A 19,295-nucleotide genomic window follows, 5' to 3' on the forward strand; every position below is an offset into this window, starting at 1 on the left:
GCCAAAGACGGAGCAACGTTTGTACATCGATTTCGCACGGTCCGCCCAATCCTCCCTCGGGGTTGAGTGGGAGCTGGCGCTGGTGGATGCCCAGACCGGCGAACTGGTCTCGGTGGCCGAGCAGGTGCTGGACGCCGTCCGCGCCGGGCATCCGGAGCTGCGGGACGATGACGAGCACCCGCACGTGAAGCAAGAGCTGCTGCTGAACACCGTGGAGCTGGTCACCGGCGTCTGCAACACCGTCCGCGAGGCCAAAGCGGACCTGAGCAGCGCCCTGGCGGCCGTCCGCGACGTCACCGACCCGATGGGGGTGGAGCTTTTCTGCGCGGGCAGCCATCCGTTTGCCGCGCCGCGGTTGCAGCCGGTCACCGACAAGGAACGGTACGCCAAGCTGATCGACCGTACCCAGTGGTGGGGGCACCAGATGGTGATTTACGGCGTGCACGTGCACGTGGGCCTGGACCACCGGGACAAGGCCCTGCCGGTGTTGGACGGGCTCGTCAACTATTTCCCGCACTTCCAGGCGATCTCCGCCTCCTCCCCCTTCTGGGCGGGAGAGGACACCGGCTACGCCTCGCAGCGCGCGCTGATGTTCCAGCAGCTGCCCACCGCGGGGCTGCCGTTCCAGTTCCCCAGCTGGGCGGTGTACGAGGATTACGTCGAGGACATGTTCACCACCGGGGTGATCGACACGATCAGCGAGATCCGCTGGGACATCCGGCCGGTTCCCGCGCTGGGCACCATCGAGATGCGGGTGTGCGACGGGCTGTCCACCCTGCAGGACGTCGGGGCCGTGGCCGCGCTGACGCAATGCCTGGTGGACGAGTTCTCCACCGCCCTGGACAACGGCTGGGCCATCCCCACCATGCCGCCGTGGCACGTGCAGGAGAACAAGTGGCGTGCCGCCCGCTACGGCATGGACGCCATCATCATCCTCAACGCCGCCGGCAAGGAAATGCCGGTCACGGAGCACCTGCGCGAACACGTGCTGAACCGGCTGGAACCGGTCGCCCGAAAGCTTGGCTGCAGCGACGAACTGGCAGACGTGGAGAAGATCCTCGAAGCCGGCGCCGGCTACCAGCGCCAGCGCAGGGTTGCCGCGGAACACGGCGGCGACCTGCGCGCCGTCGTCCTCGACGTGGTCAGCCAGCTTCGCGGGAGCAACTGAGAGCCGGAAACCGGTCCCGTTTGGTCCCGAACAGGCGTAGGCTCTGCCCCAGGGAATACAGAGCCGGATGCGGGAAAGGGCTGGGCATGGCCGGGGACAAGCACGCTGACGACGAGGCGCTGTACCAGGCGGACGCCCCGGATCCGGAGCAGGATTCCGACGCGCCGCCGCACGCCGGCTCGGCCGGCCTGGCTGCCGCCATCGAACCGGACGTCGACCGCGGGCCCGAGGACCGGGCGGAAGACGGGGACAAGGAACCGGCCTCCCCGCGGGACCCGGAAGACGGCGCCTAGGACCGGCCACGCCGGTCTCCGGCAACACGGTCTCCCGGGCGGGGGGCCTCCCGGACGCCTGAGGGCCTTGACCGTTGCTTGCCGGGCGTGTGAAGCTTGCGGGCACTCGACTATCCGCTTCCCCCAGGAGGCACCGATGAGAGCCATGGTGTACCGCGGGCCCTACAAGACCCGGGTAGAAGAAAAAGACATTCCCGCCATTGAACACCCCAACGATGCCATAGTCCGGGTGACGCTGGCCGGTATCTGCGGCTCGGACCTGCACCTTTACCACGGCATGATGCCCGATACCCGGGTCGGGATGACCTTCGGCCACGAGTTCATCGGCGTGGTCTACGAGGTGGGGCCGTCGGTCCGGAACCTCGCACCCGGCGACCGGGTCATGGTGCCGTTCAACGTGTACTGCGGTTCCTGTTACTTCTGCGCGCGGGGCCTGTACTCCAACTGCCACAACGTGAATCCGAATGCCACGGCGGTGGGCGCCATCTACGGCTACTCCCACACCTGCGGAGGCTACGACGGCGGCCAGGCCGAATACGTCCGGGTGCCCTTCGCCGACGTCGGCCCCGCCCTGATCCCGGACTGGATGGACGACGAGGACGCCGTGATGCTCACCGATGCCCTGCCCACCGGCTACTTTGGGGCGCAGTTGGGCGACATCGTCGAAGGCGACACCGTGGTGGTGTTCGGGGCCGGACCGGTGGGGTTGTTTGCCGCAAAGTCCGCCTGGCTCATGGGAGCAGGGCGCGTGATCGTCATCGACCACTTGGAGTACCGGCTGGAGATGGCCCGTTCCTTCGCGCATGCGGAGACCTACAACTTCGTCGAGCATGACGACATCGTGGTGCACCTGAAGAAGGTGACGGATGACCTGGGAGCGGACGTGGCGATCGACGCCGTGGGCGCCGAGGCGGACGGCAACCTGACCCAGCACCTCACCTCCGCCAAGTTCAAGCTGCAGGGCGGCTCGCCCGTCGCCCTGAACTGGGCCATCGATTCGGTCCGCAAGGGCGGGACTATTTCCGTGATGGGTGCCTACGGGCCGATGTTCAGCGCGGTGAAGTTCGGGGACGCCCTGAACAAAGGGTTGACGCTGCGGATGAACCAGTGCCCGGTCAAGCGCCAGTGGCCGCGGCTGTTCGAGCACATCCGCAACGGTTACCTGAAACCCAACGACATCGTTACCCACCGCATACCGCTGGAGCATATCTCCGACGGTTATCACATTTTCTCGTCGAAACTCGATGGCTGCATCAAGCCGCTCATCGTGCCCGATGCCGGCTAGGAGACCCCCGATGCCCTACAGAGCCGAAAAACCCGAGCGCAGGCATACCAGCGAAGAACTCCGCGCCCGGATCCCGGGCTGGGGTGCCGACCTGGATCCGAAGGACCGTCCGGCCGTGCCGAAGGAACGCTTCGATCCCGGAGCCACCGGCGCACACTGGGACTTTCCCGACCGCCAGGAGGAGAAATGGCCGCGCGAGCGATCCCTTGAGCACCGCATGCTGACGCCCGTCTTCGGCACGTCGACGCCGCCCAAGGGACTCTCGGGCGCCCTGCGGCGGTACTCCTACCGGAAGTACAGCGAGGCGCGGGCGGCCCACTGGGTGATCCTGCTGGCCGCCGACCGGGTCGACGCCTGGGAAAGCCACCTCCGCTCCTTCGCGACCCTGCGTCCGGACAATCCCGTCACCGAATCCGGTGTGCGCAGCGAGTTCAGCCATCACGGGCTGGCCTCCCGGACCGGGGCGAAGCGTGCCGACCTGAGCCACCAGTGGCTCGACCCGGTCATCGTGGCCGGTCCCTGGCTGGCGGCAGGCGGCCTGGCCGCGCTGGCGGCCAGGGGCCTGGCCCGGCGCCTGCGCGCCTGAACGGGAAGATCCCGCGGCGTCTACTTGACGAGCTGGAGCAGCTCCTGGTTGTCGGCGAAGACCTCCGCGGCGTTCTCCTTGGTGACCGGCTCCGCTTCGGTCAGGTAGGCGGCCACGCTGGTTTGCGCGTTGCCGTAAGACTCTTCCTCGTCGGCCTCGGGTGCATCGTCCTGCGCGAACCCTTTGACGACCGTCAGGGCCTCCCCCACCATGGCCGCTGGGTCGGCGTAGGTGGTGGCGTACTGCTTGCCGGCCATGATTGATTCCACGGCTTCCGGGGCGGATCCGCTGCCGACGACGACGGCGGAGTCCTGCCCGCCGTCTTCGGCGGCCCGGATGAGGGCCTGGGCGGTGGCGTCATCGGCGGCCAGGATGCCGTGCACGTCATCGGAGGCATATTCCTCCTGCAACAGGCCGGCCAGCCGTTCTGCCGCCGCATCCGGGTTTTCGCCGGCGGTTGCCTCGAAATCCGTCTGGCCGGACAGCACGGCCACGGTGCCGTCGTCGATCTTGGGCTGCAGCACGCTCATGGCTCCGTCGAACGCCAGACGCGCGCCGCCGTCGTCCGGGTGGCCGCTGAACAGCTCGACGTTGTAGGGTCCTTCGCCCTGCCGTTCGGCCAGCCCGTCGAGCAGTGCCTGGGCCTGGAGCTCACCGGTTTGGAAGGCATCCGCGCCCACCAGGTAGCCGACCGCGCCGGTGCCCGTGACCATGGTGCCGAACGCGATGACCGGGATTTGCGCCTCCTGCGCCGCGGCCAACTGCTCCCCCAGGCCTGCCGGGTCTGCCGGGTCCACGATCAGCACCTCCGGTTCACCCTCGAGCATGGTGCTGATTTGTTGCTGCTGTTCAGCGGCGGTTTCGGCAACCTGGACATTCGGTTCGAAGTTTGAGCCCTCGATCTGTTCGGTGAACAGCGCTTCGGCGTACGCGGTGTCGGCGGAGAGGGACACGCCGATCAAGGAGCCGCTCTCGAAGCCTCCGGCGCCTCCCGCTTCCGGCCCCTCTCCCGTTTCTTCACCCGTGCGGGAACAGGACGTCAGCAGGAGTGCCGCCGTGACGGCCACCGCCGCCGGCAGTTTCATTCGTCCGGCAAAAGATCCCATGACGTTGACCTCCGTCGTTCCGCCGTCCGACCGGATGGGAGAGTTGTGAGGAGGGGCCGGCGTGCCCCGCCGTGGTTTCAGCCTAGGACCCCGCCGAGGATTGGGATAGACGGTGTGCGTCCTGCGCGGCGGGCGCGGGCCGGATCGCCCTAGAGGTGCACGCTGGTGACCGGCATGGACGAATCCGGAGCGAATTCCAGACCCGAGGGCCTGCCGCCGGCCATGACCACCTGGGCGCCGAGCGCGGCGACCATCGCCCCGTTGTCCGTGCACAGGGACACGGGCGGCACCCGCAGGGAGATGCCGTGCTCCGCGCAGCGTTCCTCGGTCAGCGCCCGCAGCCGCGAGTTCGCCGCAACGCCGCCGCCGAGCAGCAGGTTGGTGATGCCGTTCTCCGTGCAGGCCAGCATCGCCTTCGCGGTGATGACGTCCGCCACGGCTTCCTGGAAGGACGCGGCGATGTCGGCCACCGGCAGGGGTTCCCCGGCGGCCTCGAACTGCTCCACGCAGCGGGCCACGGCCGTCTTCAGGCCGGAGAAGGACCAGTCATAGCGGTGCGGGCCGGGGGCCTCGGCCGAGCCCATGTACTTGGGCTGGCTCAGTCCGCGGGGGAACCGGATGCGCCTCGGGTCGCCCTCCCGCGCCAGTTTGTCGATCGCCGGGCCGCCGGGATAGCCCAGGCCCAGGATGCGGGCCACCTTGTCGTAGGCTTCACCCGCCGCGTCGTCGATGGTGGAGCCGAGCAGTTCGACGTCGTCGGTCAGCGAGCGCACGCGCAGGATCTCCGTGTGTCCGCCGGAGACCAGCAGCGCGCCCAGGTTCTCCGGCAGCGCTCCCCCGTCCAGCACGCCGACGCCCACATGGGCGACCAGGTGGTTGATGGCGTACAGCGGCTTGCCGGTGGCCAGCGCCAGGGCCTTGGCCGCGCACACGCCGACCATCAGGGCACCGGCCAGCCCGGGGCCGGAGGTCACCGCGAGCGCGTCCACCTCGCCGAGGGTGACCCCGGCCGTGTCCAGCGCCTGTTCCAGCGTCGGGATGAAGGCGTCGAGGTGGGCGCGCGAGGCGATTTCCGGGATCACCCCGCCGAAGCGCACGTGTTCCTCCATCGAGGAGGACACCGTGTTGGCCAGGAGCGTATCCCCGCGGACGATGCCCACGCCCGTTTCGTCGCAGGAGGACTCGATGCCCACCACCAGCGGTTCGGTGCGGTTCATGGCGTGTCCTCCGTCGTCTCGGGTTCGTGGGTTGTCCGGCCGGTCCCGGTGCCGCCGCCGGTCCCGCCATCGGTGCCGCCGCCGGTCCCGGTGCCGCCGTCGGTGCCGGTGCGGGCCTCGGTGCCGGGAGCACCTGCCCAGTCCTTGAGGCGCAGCCGCATGATCAGGGCATCAACACCGCCCCGGTAGTAGCGCGGGCGCACATGGATCTGCTCGAAGCCGAACCAGCGGTAGAGCCGCTGCGCCCGGGGGTTGTCCGCGCGCACTTCCAGCAAGACGTCGTCGGCCCGCTGGCTGCGTGCCAGGTCGATCAGCAGGGTCAGCAACGTGGTGCCGATGCCTTGCCCCTCGCGCTCGGGGACCACCGCAATGGTCTGCACATCGGCGATCGGCCGCACGCACATCAGCCCGGCGTAGCCGATCACCGTGCCGAGCGCGTCCTGGGCCACGAAGTAGCTGCGGGTGTCCTGTGCCAGTTCCTCGTAGAACATTTCCGTCGGCCACGCGTCGTCCGGGAACAGCCTCCGTTCCAGCGCGTCCACGGCCGGCACGTCGGCCTCGGTCATCGGCCGGATGCCGCCCGCCGGCCGCGGCGTGCGGGCGGTCACAGGGCGCGCTTCCGCGGTCCGGGAACCTTGGCATCGGACTCGCGCAGGTACAGCGGCGTGGTATCCGGCAGGGCAAGCCCCTTGTCCAGGCGGGCGACGGCGGTGCGGCCCAGCGCTTCGGCGGTCGGCTGGGTGCCGCTGTACTCCGTGACGGCCAGCAGCTGCTCCGGATACAGCCCGGCACCCATGCCGTAGGCGGGCAGGCGCGGAACGTCCGAGGGCGCGCCGACATGCGGGCCGTCGAGCAGTTCGTGCGTGCCGCCGGTGCTGCGGTAGCGCGCCCAGTACACTTCCTTGCGCCGGGCGTCGGTGGCCACCACGAACTCGTCCACGCCGGCGCGCCACGCGTCCGGAGCGGCGTCCACGGCGATGGCGTCCAGGCTCATCGCCCCGTGCAGCGGCTTGCCCCAGGCGAAGGCCAGCGCCCGCGCGGTAGCGATGCCGGAGCGCAGCCCGGTGAACGGTCCCGGGCCCACGCCCACCACCAACGCGTCGACGTCGGCGCCGGTGACGTCCGCCGTCGTCATGATCTTGCTGATCCCGAGGGCCAGCACCTCGGCGTGGGTGCGCGTGTCCTCGGTGGCGAACGCGGCCAGGGTCTCTCCTTGTCCGGCCAGCAACGCGGCGCTGGCGATGGCGGAGGTATCAATGGAGAGAATGAGCACGCGTCAATTTTACTTGAGGCACGCGGGGTGGCTTTCGGGCGCCGATCAGGAGGCGCCGCACCCGGCCGGGACAGGGTTAGGGCCCCCGCGGCGGCCGCGCGGGCGGGCCATGTCGGGCGGCGCTCACGCCTGCGGTGTGCCGGCGTCCTGCGGCGTGCCGGCGATGTTGACCAGCCACTGGATGCCGAACCTGTCCGTGCACATGCCGAAGGTGTCGCCCCAAGGCGCTTTTTGCAACGGCTCCGTGACGTCGGCGCCGTCGATCAGCTTTTCCCAGTAGCCGCGCAGTTCGGCCTCGTTGTCGCCGCTGAGCGAGAGCGAGTGGCTGGACCCGGGGGTGTATTCCATGCTGGCGGGAGTGTCCGCTGCCATGAGCACCAGCCCGCGCTCGGTGGACAGTTGCGAGTGCATGATCTTGTCGGTCTCCGCCGGGTCGTCGCTGGCCTGGAAATCGCCGAAGGTGTTCAGCGTCAATTCCCCGCCGAACACCGACTGGTAGAACGTCATGGCTTCCCTGGCCTGGTCGCGGAATCCCAGGTACGGGTTCAGCTTGGTCTCCATGGCGGGCCTCCTCGTGGTCTGATGACGCCATCGATTATGGACCTGCGCCAGGGGGCCGTGAAGACCGCGGGCTCCCCGAGGTCCCCGTCCGCCCGAATTCACCCGCGCCGATGAAACGGCGCTGCCTGCAGGCCCGGCGGCGCCTCCGCAACCGGCGCGACGGGAAAAATCTGCTGCGGGTCAGGCAAACATGTACGCGGCCCAGCGCGGCCCGTAGGCGGCCATGCGGATCAGCCGCGGCTCGCCGTCGTCGGGCTCGTCAAAGTCGAGCACCACGCCGGTGCTCCGCTGCGCTCCCGCGGCGCCACCCCCGGCGGCCGGCACGGCGGTGTCGCCCGGCCCGACGGCACCCGGTGCCGCACCCCGCGGCCCGTCCTGCGCTCCCTCGGCTGGCCGGTTTGCCAGGTCTGCCCCGGTGGCCCGGACCAGCGAAATGTCCAGCCAGCTCTCGGAGAGGTGCTCCACCCGGCCGCGGCCCCACTCGACCACGGTCACGGCCTGGTCCATGGTGTTTTCCAGGTCGATGTCGTCGATCTCCCCGTCCGACTGCAGCCGGTAGGCATCCACGTGGACCAGGTCCGGCCCGCCGTTCATGCTGGGGTGGCTGCGGACCAGCACGAAGGTGGGGGAAATGATGCCGGGCCGGACGCCGAGTCCTTCTCCCAGCCCCTGGGTGAAGGTGGTCTTGCCCGCCCCCAGCCCGCCACTGAGCACCACCAGGTCGCCTGCGCGCAGAATCCTGCCCAGCCGGGCGGCGAGCGCCTGCGTTTCCTCGGCCGAGCCTACGTGGAACTCGCGCTCCCACACCGGCGCGGCCGGTTGCTGCTGCGTCATGGCAGGTGCTCCCCCTGTCCGGTCGGTGTCATCCTTCACGTAAGCACGGCCTTCAGGCCAGCACGGCGCCGGGATCCCCGGCGCTGTCGGTGTTCCGGTCGTCGATCGCGGCCAGCGCTGCCCGGACCTGGGCCGCCGCCGCTGCCTGCTCGGCCGCGGACGCCGTGACTCCGGGTGCCGCGGCCGCCGGAGTCGCGGCCTCGCCGCCCTCCCGTTCGTCGGCGGTTCCGGTGTAGTAGCGCGGGACCCGCTGGCTGACGCGGGTGACAATCTCGTAGTTAATGGTGCCGGCGCCCGCCGCCCAGTCCTGGGCGTCCGGGACTTCCCGGCCCGGCCCGAAAACGATCACTTCCTCACCCACGAGGTCTTCGGCGTCGTTGGTCCTCAGGTCCACCACGAACTGGTCCATGGCCACCCGGCCCACCACGTCATAGCGGCGGCCGCGGATGGACACCTGGACGTTGGCGGCGCTGCGCGGGATGCCGTCCGCATAGCCCAGCGGCACCAGCACCAACGTGCTCGGCCCGGAGGTCAGGTAGCTGAGCCCGTAGGAGACGCCCTGGCCGCTGGGCACCCGTTTGCAGTTGGCCACCCGTGCTCGCAACGTCATGGCCGGCACCAGCCCGAGTTCCTCGGGGGTCTGCCCCTCGAAGGGCGAGAGCCCGTAAATGCCGAGCCCCACGCGGACCATGTCGAAGTGCGCGTCCGGGCGGCTGAGCGTGCCGGGCGTGTTGGCCAGGTGGCGGACCTCCAGGTCCAGCCCCGCGTTCTCGGCCACCGCTACGGCCTCGCGGAAGCGGTCCACCTGCTCGTCCGTCTCCGGCCGGTGCGGTTCGTCGGCGACCGCCAGGTGGGAGAAGACGCCGACCACCCGCAGCAGCCCCTGTTCCTGGTACTCCACGGCCCGGTTGACCAGGTCCTCCCAGAGCGCCGGCGGGCAGCCGTTGCGACCCAGCCCGGTATCTATCTTCAGGTGCACGCGTGCCGGCCGTTCGAGCCGCCGGGCCGACTTGACCACCGGCTCCAGTTCCCAACCGGACACGCCGACGTCGATCCCGGCCTCGATGCCCGCGGCGAAGTCCGTGTCCGGGGTGTGCAGCCAGGCCAGGATGGGCGCGTCGATGCCCGCCGCGCGCAGGGCCAGCCCCTCGGTGAAGTGCGCAACGCCCAGCCAGGACGCACCGGCTTCCAGTGCGGCCCGGGCCACCGGGACGGCGCCGTGGCCGTAGGCGTCCGCCTTGACCACCGCCATCACCCGGGCCGGAGCGGCGACCTCACGCAGATGCCGCACGTTGGCGCGGATGGCGGCCAGGTCAATGACGGCTTGGCGGTCATAGGGCAGCAGTGACGTTGTAGAGCTCACGGATCCATTCTCCCATCCGAAGCATGCTTCCGGCTGAAGGCCTGCGCCGCGGGGCGGAAGGCACCGCGTCGAACGTACCGCAGCGAAGGCACCGGCCGACGATCTTCGGCGCGGGCGCAGGTTCAGCCGCCAGGGCCTGTGGTTGGCCCATGCTGGCACAATACAAGCAAGGGCCGGGTCCCGGGCCGCGGGCGGCCCGATCGTTATCCAATGTCAATGGTTCGGGGGGAGCAGTGGCAACACTTGCCATACTGGGCGGCGGCGGGTTCCGGGTGCCGCTGGTCTATCGCGCACTGGCCAACGGATCCGCGGCCGGCCTGGTGGACCGGCTGGTGCTCCACGACGTAGACGCCAGCCGGCAGCGGGCGATCGTCCGGGTGCTGGAGGATGCTCCCTTGCCCGGGGCCGGCCGGCCGCCGAAGATCGAGTCCGCCCGCGACCTGGATAGCGCCCTGGCCGGCGCCGACGTCGTTTTCTCGGCCATCCGTCCCGGCGGCACCCTGGGCAGGACGCTGGACGAACGGGTGGCAACCCGGCTGAACCTGCTGGGCCAGGAGACCACCGGCGCCGCCGGGATAGCCGCCGGCCTGCGCGCCGTCCCCGCCGCCCTGCACATCGCCAGGCGGATGAATGAATTGTGCCCGGGCGCGTGGCTGATTAACTTCACCAATCCCGCCGGGCTGGTCACCGAAGCCGTGCTGCCGCTGCTCGGCCATCGGGTGGTCGGGATCTGCGACACGCCCATCGGGCTGGTGCGCCGCGCGGCGAGGGCCGCCGGGGTCACGCTGCGCCGCGGCTCGTTGGCGGGCGTGGATTATGCGGGCCTCAACCACCTGGGGTGGCTGCGCGGGCTGGAGCACGAGGGCCGGGACCGGCTTCCCGGTTTGCTCGGCGAGCCGGGGCGGCTCCAGTCGTTCGAAGAGGGCCGGATCTTCGGCACGCGCGAACTGCAGGTGCTCGGCGCCATTCCGAATGCCTACCTGTTCTATTACTACTTCCGCCGGGAGGCCACCCTGGCCCTGGCCGGCGCCGCCCAGACCCGCGGCGAGTCCATCCACGACTTGCAGCAGGAGTTGTACGCCAGGCTGCAGGCTTCCGGAACCCCCTACGCGGACTGGGAGGACGCCCTGCGCCGCCGCGAGGAGGGCTATCTCTCCGAGGCCCGCGAGATCGGCGTCTCGCGCGACGAACAGGACCTGGCCGCCGGCGGCTACGAGCAGGTGGCCCTGGACGTGATGCGCGCCCTGCTGTCCGGCGAGCGCACGGAGCTGATCCTCAACGTGCGCAACGCCGGCACCATCCCGCAACTGCCGGACGACGCCGTCGTGGAGGTTCCGTCGGTGGTGGATGCGGACGGCGCCCGTCCCCTGCCGGTAAAGCCGCTGACCCTGCACCAGGCCGGACTGATGACGCAGCTCAAGGCCGTGGAGCAGGAGGTCATCCGCGGCGGGCAGGGAGACCGCGCGGCGGCCCTGCGGGCCTTCATGATCCATCCGCTGATTACCTCCGGCCATGTGGCCCACCGCCTGCTCGCGGCCTACGAACAGGCCCACGGATACCGCTGGAACTGACCGGGCCTGATCGCGGCCCCGGCCGGCCAGCCGGTAAGGCCGGCCGGGCGGGGAGGCTGGTCCGCCGGCGCCGCACGTGGCAGGGTGAGGACATGCCCACCGAGGACGATGTGCGCCGCCTCTGTCTGGCCCTGCCCGGCGTCACCGAGCGGCCCAGCTGGGGCCAGCCCGCCTGGTTCGCCAAGTCGCTGATGGCGCGGATGTGGAAGCCGGGCGTGCTGACCGTCAAGTCCGACGAGCGCGACGCCCTGGCCGCGACGGCTCCGGACGTCTTCTTTTGGACCCCGCACCACGAGCGTTCCCGGCTGCTGGTGCTGATGCGCCTGGACAAAGTCGAACCCGGCCATCTCGAAGAATTGCTCGACGAATCGTTCCGGCTCGCCGGAGGCCGGCACCCCCGGGCCCGTCCGGGACGTTAGCGCGCCCCGGCGGGCTGCGCCTCGGCCTGCTCGGGCCGCCGGGCGTGCTGCGCCAGCTTGGCGCCTTCCACATCCACGTCAGGGAGCACCTTGTCCAGCCACGCCGGCATCCACCAGGCCGCCTTGCCGAACAGGTGCATCGCCGCCGGGATCAGCGTCATCCGCACCACGAACGCGTCCAGCAGCACGCCCAGGGCCAGCGCGAAGCCGATCGGCCGGACCATGGTCAGGTGGGAAAAGATGAACCCGGCGAACACGGAGACCATAATGATTGCCGCGGCCGTGACTACCTTGGCGCCGTGGTTGAAGCCGCTGACCACGGCGGCCCTGGCGTCCTCGCCGTGCGCATAGGATTCACGCATGCCGGAGACCAGGAACATCTGGTAGTCCATCGCCAGGCCGAACAGCACGCCGATCATGATCATCGGCAGGAAGCTCAGGATCGGCCCGGGGTCGTGGACGTCGAAGATGCCGCCCAGCCAGCCCCACTGGTAGATCGCCACCACGGCGCCGAAGCTGGCCCCGAGTGACAGCAGGAAACCGGCGGTGGCCAGCAGCGGCACCAGGACGGAGCGGAAGACCAGCAGCAGCAGGATCAGCGAGAGCCCGATCACGATGGCCAGATAGACCGGCATGGCGTCCGCCAGCTTGTCGGAGACGTCGATCTGCATCGCCGGCTGCCCGGTCACGGAGATCGCGACGCCGGTCTCCTGCTTGAGGGCGCCGGCCTGCGCCCGGAGGTTATGGACCAGCTCCTCGGTGCTTTCGGCCGCGGGGCCCTCTGCGGGAATGACCTGGAGCACGGCGGTGCGCCCGTCCCCGCTGGTGCCGGTCGGAACGGCTGCGGGGACGTGGTCCATCGCCCGCAGCTCCTGCGACAACCGCAGCAGCGCCTCGTCGGTCCCGGTCCCTTCCAGGCCCGCCGGGAGGTCGGCCACCACGATGAGCGGGCCGTTGATTCCCTCGCCGAAGCTCTCGCCCAGCTGGCGGTAGGACTGGTAGGCCGTCGAGTCCCCAGGCTCGGAGCTGCCGTCCGGCAGGCCCAGCCGCAACTCGGCGGCCGGCACCGCCATCAGGCCCAGCACCGCCACGCCCGCGGCCAGCGCGAGCCACGGGTGCTTCGTCACCGTCTTGCCCCAGCTGCGCTTGGGGTCGTTGTGGAAGTCCGCCACCCTCGTCGTGGTCTCTGCGTCGGCGGCGGCCGGGCCGGGCAGGCCGGCCTTGGCCCACGCGCGTCGGGAGAGAATGCGCCTGCCCATGATGGCCAGCATCGCCGGGGTCAGGGTCAAGGCGACGACGACGGCGACCGCCACCGTTGCGGCTCCGGCCAGTCCCAGCACCGTCAGGAACGGAATGCCCGGCACCGCCAGCGCGGCGAGGGCGATGATCACGGTGAGCCCGGCAAAGAGCACTGCGTTGCCGGAGGTGCCGGTGGCCCGGCCGATCGATTCGATCAGCGGCACGCCGGAGAGCAGCTGGGTGCGGTGGCGGTTGACGATGAACAGGGAGTAGTCGATGCCCACGGCCAGGCCCAGCATCAGCGCCAGCACCGGCGAAACCGAGCTCATCTCGATGACACCGCTGAGCGCCATGGTGCCGCCCACGCCGACCCCGACGCCGACGATCGCCATCAGCAGCGGCAGTCCGGCCGCGATGAGCGTGCCGAGCATGAGCACCAGGACGGCGGCGGCGACCGCGATGCCGATGATCTCGGCGGCTCCGAACAGGCTGGAGATGTCCTCGACGATGTCCTTGCTGTACTCCGCCCGCAGTCCCGGCACCAGGCCGGCCTCGGTGACCTGCTGGACCTGTTCGCGGTCCTCCTTGGAAACCTCCATCATGCCCTGCTCGAACTGGACCTGGACGAAGGCGGCCGAGCCGTCCGCGGATACGAACCGCAGCCCCTCGGAGGACTGCTGCCGCAGTTTCCCCGCCTCCAGATCGGCGACGCCTGACTCGTACTCCGCCCGGCCGTCTGCCAGCTGGCGTTCGGCTTCCGCCAACCGGGCCCGTGCCGTTTCCAGCTGCGCCCGCTGCGGCTCCAGCCGGGCACGTGCCTGCTCGGCCATCGCCACCTGGCCCGCTGCCTCCAGCTGCCCGATCTGCGCCTCGGCCGCCTTCAGCTGCTGCAAGCCCGGCTCCAACTGCGCCTTGCCTGCGTCCAGCTCGGCCTGGGCGTCCTCAAGCCGCTGTGCGGCGGCGTCGAGCTTCTCTTCGCCGGCGGCGATCGTCCGTGGCGCATTGTCCAGGGCGGCCTGCAATTCCACCGGGTTCGTGGCGTTCTTGACCGCGTCCAGCTTCGTGAGGTCCGCGGCGATGGCCGCAATGGCGTCCTGGTGCCCCGCGGTGAACGCCCGGCCGTCCGCCGTCGTGAACACGATGGTGCCGAGGCCGCCCGAGGCGGCCGGCATTTTTTCCCGCAGGTCGTCCGCAACCGCCTGGGCGGGAGTGCCGGGAATCGTGAAGCTGTTGGAGAGGGTGCCCATGAAGGCAGCGACGGATCCGCCGACGGCGACCATGACCACCAGCCACACGGAGACGAACCACCAGCGTTTGCGCGCGGCGAGCTTACCGAGTCTGTAGAGCAGTGAGGCCATGGGGTCAGTCCTTGGAGTGGGGGTTGAAGCCGCTGCGCAGCAGGTCAAGGCTCTCGAGCAACTGCTGGCGGAAGGCCGACGGTTCGGGTGCCCCGCCGGCGGGGGTTTGGGTGGCGGCCATGCGCATGGCCGCCTGAGCGCAGGCGATCAGCGAACCGGCAAGCGCCGTGACCATGAGCTCGCCGGCGTTCTCCGGCAGCCGGGGGCGCAGTCCGTCTTCGAGCGACTGCCTGGCCTGGCTCCAGGCTTGCAGTTGCACGCGCTCCAACTGGGCGTCGTCGATACCCATCTGGTAGATCTCGCACAGCAGCGCAAGCCGGCCCTGACTGATCTCCCCGCCGAAAGTGGCCAGGACCGCGTCCATGATCGGTTCGTCGTCCGGGCGCTCATCGAGCCGCTTGAAGGACTCGGCCAAAAATTCTTCCACCGGCCGCGTGACCGCCGCCTCGACGGAGGGGAAGTAGTTGAAGAAGGTCCGGCGCGAAACGCCCGCCTCTGCTGCCACCTGGTCCACCGTAAAGCCGCCCGGCCCCTGTTCCCTGGTCAGCCGCAAGGCGGCCGCGGTGATGGCACCGCGCGTAGCCGCCTTGTTTCGTTCACGGAGCCCTTCAAGGGGAACCGGAGTTTGTGCGCTCATCGGGCCAGTGTAGGGCTAAGTTGCACACCATGCAAAGTTGCCTTGTGTGCAGAAACATTTCGGGTGTGGCCGGGTCCTCGGCTAAATTAGTGGGGGTGCCCTACCCCCGAGGACACCCACGGCACGATTGCCGAAGCCAACTAGTCTCCTAGGACGTGCATGTCTCCGCGTACCCTGTTCCGTACCGTCGCCTTCGCCGAGGCGGTGACGTGGACGTTGCTGTTACTGGCCCTGCTCCTGCGGGCGCTGGTGCCGGAAGCACGCCTGGCGGTCAGTATCGCGGGCGGCCTGCACGGCTTTGTCTTCCTCTGCTACGTCGTCAGCACCTGCTTCACCTGGGTGAACCAAAGGTGGTCGGCAGGCCGCGGCATCCTGGCCGTGGTCTCTGCCGCCATTCCGTATGCGACGATTCCCGTCGAGAAGTCGATGGACCGCCACGGCCTGCTCGGCGACGTTTGGCGGCTCGGCGCAGGCGGTGACGCCCCGCACGGTTTCCTCGAAAAGCTGCAGGCCGCCGTGCTCGCCCGCCCGCTGGCGGCTATCGCCGTCGTCATAGCAGCCGTTGCCGCCGTCTTCGGCTTGCTGCTCTACCTGGGTCCGCCGGATACCTGGTTCGCCTAGAACCGGGTCACAACCGGACCACATCGGTGAGGAGCCGCCGGCGCCGTTTTCGGGCCTGCGGCTCCTCACTGCCGTTTTAAGTGATGCTGTGGCTCAGGACGGTGAAGAGGTCCGGGAGATCCCCGTCCCTCCCCACCGTTGGGGCACCCCTGGCGGGATACCTACCTTAAGGGTGATCTCCTAGTGGTGGCCGTGGCCGTAGTCGTCGTCGTCGTCGCACCGGAACTTGACGCGGTCGCTCGACACCCATCCGTCGTCGCGGCTGTAGCTGACAGCCTTGTACGTCTTGCCGCACTTCAGGTCGTCGCCACGGACGGTGAAGTCGCCGTCATGGGTCCGGACGTAGAAATGATCCACGACCTTATGCTTCGAAACGTTGATGATCCAGACGTGGACGCGCCTCGCTTCGTAGTCCTCGCCCCTTACCCGGTAATCGCCGTCATCATAAATGCGCAGCTTCAGGGTGGCGTCGTCGTCGTGGTGGTCGCCGTAATCGTGGTCGGAATGCGAAGCAGGTACCGCCACGCTGCTGGCACCGGCCGGTGCCGCTACGCCGATTGACGCGAGAAGTCCCAGGATTACGCCGGTCATCATCAACCACACGCGCAGTCTTGCTGAAGTTTTCATTGCTGAGAGTGCTTCCGTGCTTTTCCGGGAGGCCGGGAACGCGGAAGGCGCGTCCGCCTGTCATCGATGAGCGGCCTGGCGGGCCCCCCGGCTTCCTATCGCCGCTGCCGCTCACTGGTGCCGGAAAAAAGACGGGACTGCCCCCGGCCCAACAGTGGTTACTTGAGGTTGCCATCCCTCGGGAGGATCCTGCCTCCGGTGCCCCGCGCCGTGCCCCTGCGGTGCGGTCGGCACCCCTACAGCGTAGTGGAAACAGGTATCGCCGGGTACCCCGTCACGCGGTTTTTCCCCTGATCAATGAAATCCTAGGCCAGTCGGATCGGATACCGCATTTGGAGGCCTTGGCGCCGCTAGCCCTGCGGCTTCCAGATGTTGATGTCGGAGTCCACCGCGAACCGGTTGATCGCGTCTGCTTCCTCGGCCGTGAAGTCCAGTTTGGCCACGGCGGCGAGACTGTCCTCCAGTTGCTGCACGCTCGAGGCCCCGATCAAGGCCGAGGTCACCGCGGCGCCCTTGGCTTGCCGGCGGAGCACCCAGGCGATGGCCAGCTGCGCCAGCGACTGGCCTCGGTCCGCCGCCAACTGGTTCAGTCCGCGGACGCGGTCCAGATTCTCGTCGGAGAGCATCTGCGGGAACAGCGACTTGTCCTGCGCGGCACGGGAGTCACCGGGGATGCCGTTCAGGTAGCGGTCGGTGAGCATGCCTTGGGCCAGCGGCGAGAACGCGATGCAACCCATGCCTTCGTCTTCCAGGACTTCCAGCAGGTTCGGGCTGCCGCCTTCCACCCAGCGGTTGAGCATCGAGTATGAGGGCTGGTGGATCAGCAGCGGGGTCCCCAGCGCGCGCATGATCCGTGCAGCCTCCCGGGTCTGCTCGGGGGTGTAGGACGAGATGCCCGCGTACATGGCCTTGCCGGACCGGACGGCCTGGTCCAGCGCGCCCATCGTCTCCTCCAGCGGCGTGTTCGGGTCGGGCCGGTGGCTGTAGAAGATGTCCACGTAGTCCAGGCCCATCCGCTTCAGCGAGGCGTCCAGGCTGGAGAGCAGGTATTTGCGCGAACCCCACTCGCCGTACGGGCCGGGCCACATCAGGTAGCCGGCCTTGGTGGAGATCACCAGTTCGTCCCGGTAGGGCAGGAAATCCTGGCGCATGTGCCGGCCGAAATTGGTTTCGGCGCTGCCCTCCGGCGGGCCGTAGTTGTTGGCCACATCGAAGTGCGTCACCCCCAGGTCGAAGGCCCGGCGCAGGATCGCGCCCTGCACTTCGAACGGCTTGTCGTCGCCGAAGTTGTGCCAGAGGCCCAGCGAGACGGCGGGCAGCTTCAGCCCGCTGCGGCCCACCCGGCGGTAGGGAATGTTCTGGTACCGGTTCTCTGCAGCCTCATACGCCATCCCCTCATCATGCCATCGTGCGGCTACCGGTCCCTACCGGCAATGATCCTGCCCACAACCGCGGGGAGGGCGGCGCTGATAGCGGAGGCGGCCAGGGGCGCGCCCGGTGACGACGACGGCGACGCCCGCCGCCCTGCGGGGCGTCCCTCCGTCCCCCGAGGCTGCGGCCGCGCCCGCGCCTCCCGCCCTGCGCCGTCCCGCATGGATGCCTCCGTGGAAGCCTCCGTCGCGGCGAGCCCGTGCAGGCAGGCGGCCATGGCAGCCACCACCGCCCCGTGCTCGGCCGCGGCGAAACCGGCCGCCTCCAGGTCTTCGGTCCGGACGGTCGCCGCGAGCGCGCCGAGGATCCCGGCCAGGGTGTCACCCGAACCGGCCGTGGCCAGCCATACCGGCCCGTCGTCCTGGCTGAACAGGGCGCCGTCCGGGGCGGCGATCACCGTCACGGAGCCCTTGAGCAGAACGGTGGCCCCGGTGAGCCCTGCGGCCAGCGCGGCGAACTCCGCGGGGGCCGCCTCGATGTGCTCCCGGTCGGTCTCCACGCCCTGGGCGGAGAGGATGCGCAGCAGTTCGCCGGCGTGGGGCGTCAGCACCACCCGGGGTCCCGGCTCCGCGGGAAGCACGTCGAAGGCACCGGCGTCGGCAATCACCGGCAGCCCGGACGCCAGGGCGTCCCTGGTGCGCCGGTGCTGCTCCGCGTCGCCGTCTGTTCCCGGCCCCACCAGCCACGCCTGGACGCGGGAGGCGGCGACGGACTCCTGCGAGCAGACCGCTTCGGGGGTCAGCACGTTGATCTGGCGGCACACCTCGGCCGGGCCGAGGTAGCGGATCATGCCCACGCCGGTGGCGGCGGCCGCCTGGGTCGCGAGCAGGGCGGCCCCGGGATAGGACGCAGAGCCGGCGGCGACGCCGAGCACCCCGCGGGTGTACTTGTGATCGGTTCGGCGGGGCACGGGCCACAAGCGGGCCAGATCCTGTACCTGGAGCCGCCGCAGCCGCGGCGCCGGAAGGAGGTCCCCGATGCCGATGTCCACCGTTTCCACCCGGCCGGCGGACGCCGCCGCGGGATCCAGCATCAGGCCGGTCTTGGCTCCGCCGAAGGTGACCGTGAGGTCCGCCGGCAGCACGGGGTGGTTCACCTCGCCGGTTTCGGCGTCGACGCCGCTGGGCAGGTCGCAGGCCACGATCCGCGGGCGGCAGCGGCCCGGCTCCGGTTCAAGGACCGCTCGGACCAGCTCCCGGGCCGGTCCCCGCAGTGCCCCGGATGCGCCGGTGCCCAACATCCCGTCGACCAACACGTCGGCGGCACAACAGGTCGCGGCCGCCTCGCCGATGACCCGTGCAGCCTCCCGAAGCTGCGGAGCCTCACCAGCCTTCGGGGCCTGGCGGGCCGGGCCCTCGCCGGCTCCTTCCGCCGCCAGCCGCAGCACGGATCCTCCTGCCCTCTCGAACGCGGCCAGCGCCGCCGCGTGCACCCGCTCCGAGGTGAGCACCGCCGTCGCCATGGCGCCGCGGCGGGCCACCGAGGCAGCGGCGAAGAGGGCGTCGCCGCCGTTGTTGCCGCTGCCGGCCAGCACCACCACCCGGGCGCCATAGACCCGGCCCCGGACGCGCTTCAGTTCCCGGATGACGGCGGCCGCAAGCCCGGCCGCGGCGCGGGCCATCAGCAGCGGGCCCTGCCCGGCGTCCAGCAGCGGCCGTTCGGCGGCGCGGATGTCCTCCGGGGACCAGGCACGGATCATGCAATCC

19 protein-coding genes are annotated in these 19,295 nt (G+C 69.9%); 7 read left to right on the forward strand and 12 right to left on the reverse strand.

Annotated features, from left to right (window positions below; translation table 11 throughout):
* Nucleotides 1-19: 19 nt before the first annotated feature.
* The 4 genes from AC5RVV_RS05650 (at nt 20) to AC5RVV_RS05665 (ending at nt 3,332) form a co-directional block, all read left to right on the forward strand.
* Nucleotides 20-1,168, forward strand: coding sequence for a glutamate--cysteine ligase (locus AC5RVV_RS05650; protein WP_494000400.1), 1,149 nt, complete (start codon nt 20-22; stop codon nt 1,166-1,168).
* Nucleotides 1,169-1,254: 86 nt separating this feature from the next.
* Nucleotides 1,255-1,461, forward strand: coding sequence for a hypothetical protein (locus AC5RVV_RS05655; protein WP_494000401.1), 207 nt, complete (start codon nt 1,255-1,257; stop codon nt 1,459-1,461).
* A gap of 136 nt (nt 1,462-1,597) precedes the next feature.
* Complete coding sequence (locus AC5RVV_RS05660) at nt 1,598-2,746, forward strand: zinc-dependent alcohol dehydrogenase (RefSeq protein WP_494000402.1); 1,149 nt, start codon at nt 1,598-1,600, stop codon at nt 2,744-2,746.
* A 10-nt stretch (nt 2,747-2,756) separates the two neighbouring features.
* Nucleotides 2,757-3,332: a hypothetical protein gene (locus AC5RVV_RS05665; RefSeq protein ID WP_494000403.1), complete on the forward strand. Its 576-nt coding sequence runs from the start codon at nt 2,757-2,759 to the stop codon at nt 3,330-3,332.
* Between the two features lie 20 nt (nt 3,333-3,352).
* Here AC5RVV_RS05665 and AC5RVV_RS05670 read toward each other — a convergent pair whose 3' ends face one another.
* From AC5RVV_RS05670 to alr, 7 genes are all read right to left on the reverse strand, one after another.
* The gene (locus AC5RVV_RS05670; protein ID WP_494000404.1) at nt 3,353-4,438 is read right to left on the reverse strand and encodes a substrate-binding domain-containing protein; all 1,086 of its coding nucleotides are present in this window, start codon (nt 4,436-4,438) and stop codon (nt 3,353-3,355) included.
* Nucleotides 4,439-4,587: 149 nt separating this feature from the next.
* Entirely contained in the window at nt 4,588-5,655 is a 1,068-nt protein-coding gene (gene tsaD / locus AC5RVV_RS05675) for a tRNA (adenosine(37)-N6)-threonylcarbamoyltransferase complex transferase subunit TsaD (RefSeq protein ID WP_494000405.1), read from the reverse strand.
* Nucleotides 5,652-6,221: a ribosomal protein S18-alanine N-acetyltransferase gene (rimI, locus tag AC5RVV_RS05680; protein WP_494001287.1), complete on the reverse strand. Its 570-nt coding sequence runs from the start codon at nt 6,219-6,221 to the stop codon at nt 5,652-5,654. The genes tsaD and rimI overlap by 4 nt, the downstream gene beginning before the upstream one ends.
* Nucleotides 6,222-6,259: 38 nt before the next feature.
* Nucleotides 6,260-6,928: a tRNA (adenosine(37)-N6)-threonylcarbamoyltransferase complex dimerization subunit type 1 TsaB gene (gene tsaB, locus AC5RVV_RS05685; RefSeq protein ID WP_494000406.1), complete on the reverse strand. Its 669-nt coding sequence runs from the start codon at nt 6,926-6,928 to the stop codon at nt 6,260-6,262.
* A 123-nt stretch (nt 6,929-7,051) separates the two neighbouring features.
* Nucleotides 7,052-7,489 (reverse strand): VOC family protein, encoded by a 438-nt coding sequence (locus AC5RVV_RS05690; protein WP_494000407.1) that lies wholly within the window; start codon nt 7,487-7,489, stop codon nt 7,052-7,054.
* A 180-nt stretch (nt 7,490-7,669) separates the two neighbouring features.
* Nucleotides 7,670-8,323, reverse strand: coding sequence for a tRNA (adenosine(37)-N6)-threonylcarbamoyltransferase complex ATPase subunit type 1 TsaE (gene tsaE / locus AC5RVV_RS05695; protein WP_494000408.1), 654 nt, complete (start codon nt 8,321-8,323; stop codon nt 7,670-7,672).
* Between the two features lie 52 nt (nt 8,324-8,375).
* Nucleotides 8,376-9,686, reverse strand: coding sequence for an alanine racemase (gene alr / locus AC5RVV_RS05700; RefSeq protein ID WP_494000409.1), 1,311 nt, complete (start codon nt 9,684-9,686; stop codon nt 8,376-8,378).
* 233 nt (nt 9,687-9,919) lie between these two features.
* On the opposite strand from alr, the gene AC5RVV_RS05705 reads away from it, so the two are divergent.
* Nucleotides 9,920-11,257 (forward strand): family 4 glycosyl hydrolase, encoded by a 1,338-nt coding sequence (locus AC5RVV_RS05705; protein WP_494000410.1) that lies wholly within the window; start codon nt 9,920-9,922, stop codon nt 11,255-11,257.
* A gap of 92 nt (nt 11,258-11,349) precedes the next feature.
* Entirely contained in the window at nt 11,350-11,676 is a 327-nt protein-coding gene (locus AC5RVV_RS05710; protein ID WP_494000411.1) for an MmcQ/YjbR family DNA-binding protein, read from the forward strand.
* Here the strand turns inward: AC5RVV_RS05710 and AC5RVV_RS05715 are convergent.
* Both AC5RVV_RS05715 and AC5RVV_RS05720 read right to left on the reverse strand, forming a co-directional pair.
* Complete coding sequence (locus tag AC5RVV_RS05715) at nt 11,673-14,273, reverse strand: MMPL family transporter (protein WP_494000412.1); 2,601 nt, start codon at nt 14,271-14,273, stop codon at nt 11,673-11,675. The two genes, AC5RVV_RS05710 and AC5RVV_RS05715, sit on opposite strands and share 4 nt — an antisense overlap.
* Nucleotides 14,274-14,277: 4 nt before the next feature.
* On the reverse strand, nt 14,278-14,910 hold the full coding sequence (locus AC5RVV_RS05720; protein WP_494000413.1) for a TetR family transcriptional regulator: 633 nt from the start codon (nt 14,908-14,910) through the stop codon (nt 14,278-14,280).
* Between the two features lie 159 nt (nt 14,911-15,069).
* Here AC5RVV_RS05720 and AC5RVV_RS05725 point away from each other — a divergent pair, with 159 nt between their 5' ends.
* Nucleotides 15,070-15,531, forward strand: a complete 462-nt coding sequence (locus tag AC5RVV_RS05725; RefSeq protein WP_494000414.1) for a DUF3817 domain-containing protein — start codon at nt 15,070-15,072, stop codon at nt 15,529-15,531.
* A gap of 180 nt (nt 15,532-15,711) precedes the next feature.
* Here the strand turns inward: AC5RVV_RS05725 and AC5RVV_RS05730 are convergent, their stop codons facing one another.
* The 3 genes from AC5RVV_RS05730 to AC5RVV_RS05740 form a co-directional block, all read right to left on the reverse strand.
* The gene (locus AC5RVV_RS05730) at nt 15,712-16,158 is read right to left on the reverse strand and encodes a hypothetical protein (protein ID WP_494000415.1); all 447 of its coding nucleotides are present in this window, start codon (nt 16,156-16,158) and stop codon (nt 15,712-15,714) included.
* Between the two features lie 350 nt (nt 16,159-16,508).
* Entirely contained in the window at nt 16,509-17,549 is a 1,041-nt protein-coding gene (gene mgrA, locus AC5RVV_RS05735; protein WP_494000416.1) for an L-glyceraldehyde 3-phosphate reductase, read from the reverse strand.
* Between the two features lie 23 nt (nt 17,550-17,572).
* A complete protein-coding gene (locus AC5RVV_RS05740) occupies nt 17,573-19,288 on the reverse strand; it encodes an NAD(P)H-hydrate epimerase (protein WP_494000417.1) in 1,716 nt (571 codons plus the stop codon).
* Nucleotides 19,289-19,295 lie beyond the last annotated feature (7 nt).

It is taken from the genome of Arthrobacter sp. MDT2-34-1 (genome assembly GCF_059091365.1).

What these genes read in the sequence shown, in the direction of transcription:
- AC5RVV_RS05655 (WP_494000401.1), top strand. Translation starts at nt 1,255, where the DNA reads ATGGCCGGGGACAAGCACGCTGACGACGAGGCGCTGTACCAGGCGGAC.
- AC5RVV_RS05660 (WP_494000402.1), top strand. Translation starts at nt 1,598, where the DNA reads ATGAGAGCCATGGTGTACCGCGGGCCCTACAAGACCCGGGTAGAAGAA.
- AC5RVV_RS05665 (WP_494000403.1), top strand. Translation starts at nt 2,757, where the DNA reads ATGCCCTACAGAGCCGAAAAACCCGAGCGCAGGCATACCAGCGAAGAA.
- AC5RVV_RS05670 (WP_494000404.1), bottom strand. Translation starts at nt 4,438, where the DNA reads ATGGGATCTTTTGCCGGACGAATGAAACTGCCGGCGGCGGTGGCCGTC.
- tsaD (WP_494000405.1), bottom strand. Translation starts at nt 5,655, where the DNA reads ATGAACCGCACCGAACCGCTGGTGGTGGGCATCGAGTCCTCCTGCGAC.
- rimI (WP_494001287.1), bottom strand. Translation starts at nt 6,221, where the DNA reads ATGACCGAGGCCGACGTGCCGGCCGTGGACGCGCTGGAACGGAGGCTG.
- AC5RVV_RS05690 (WP_494000407.1), bottom strand. Translation starts at nt 7,489, where the DNA reads ATGGAGACCAAGCTGAACCCGTACCTGGGATTCCGCGACCAGGCCAGG.
- tsaE (WP_494000408.1), bottom strand. Translation starts at nt 8,323, where the DNA reads ATGACGCAGCAGCAACCGGCCGCGCCGGTGTGGGAGCGCGAGTTCCAC.
- AC5RVV_RS05710 (WP_494000411.1), top strand. Translation starts at nt 11,350, where the DNA reads ATGCCCACCGAGGACGATGTGCGCCGCCTCTGTCTGGCCCTGCCCGGC.
- AC5RVV_RS05715 (WP_494000412.1), bottom strand. Translation starts at nt 14,273, where the DNA reads ATGGCCTCACTGCTCTACAGACTCGGTAAGCTCGCCGCGCGCAAACGC.
- AC5RVV_RS05720 (WP_494000413.1), bottom strand. Translation starts at nt 14,910, where the DNA reads ATGAGCGCACAAACTCCGGTTCCCCTTGAAGGGCTCCGTGAACGAAAC.
- AC5RVV_RS05725 (WP_494000414.1), top strand. Translation starts at nt 15,070, where the DNA reads ATGTCTCCGCGTACCCTGTTCCGTACCGTCGCCTTCGCCGAGGCGGTG.
- AC5RVV_RS05730 (WP_494000415.1), bottom strand. Translation starts at nt 16,158, where the DNA reads ATGAAAACTTCAGCAAGACTGCGCGTGTGGTTGATGATGACCGGCGTA.
- mgrA (WP_494000416.1), bottom strand. Translation starts at nt 17,549, where the DNA reads ATGGCGTATGAGGCTGCAGAGAACCGGTACCAGAACATTCCCTACCGC.
- AC5RVV_RS05740 (WP_494000417.1), bottom strand. Translation starts at nt 19,288, where the DNA reads ATGATCCGTGCCTGGTCCCCGGAGGACATCCGCGCCGCCGAACGGCCG.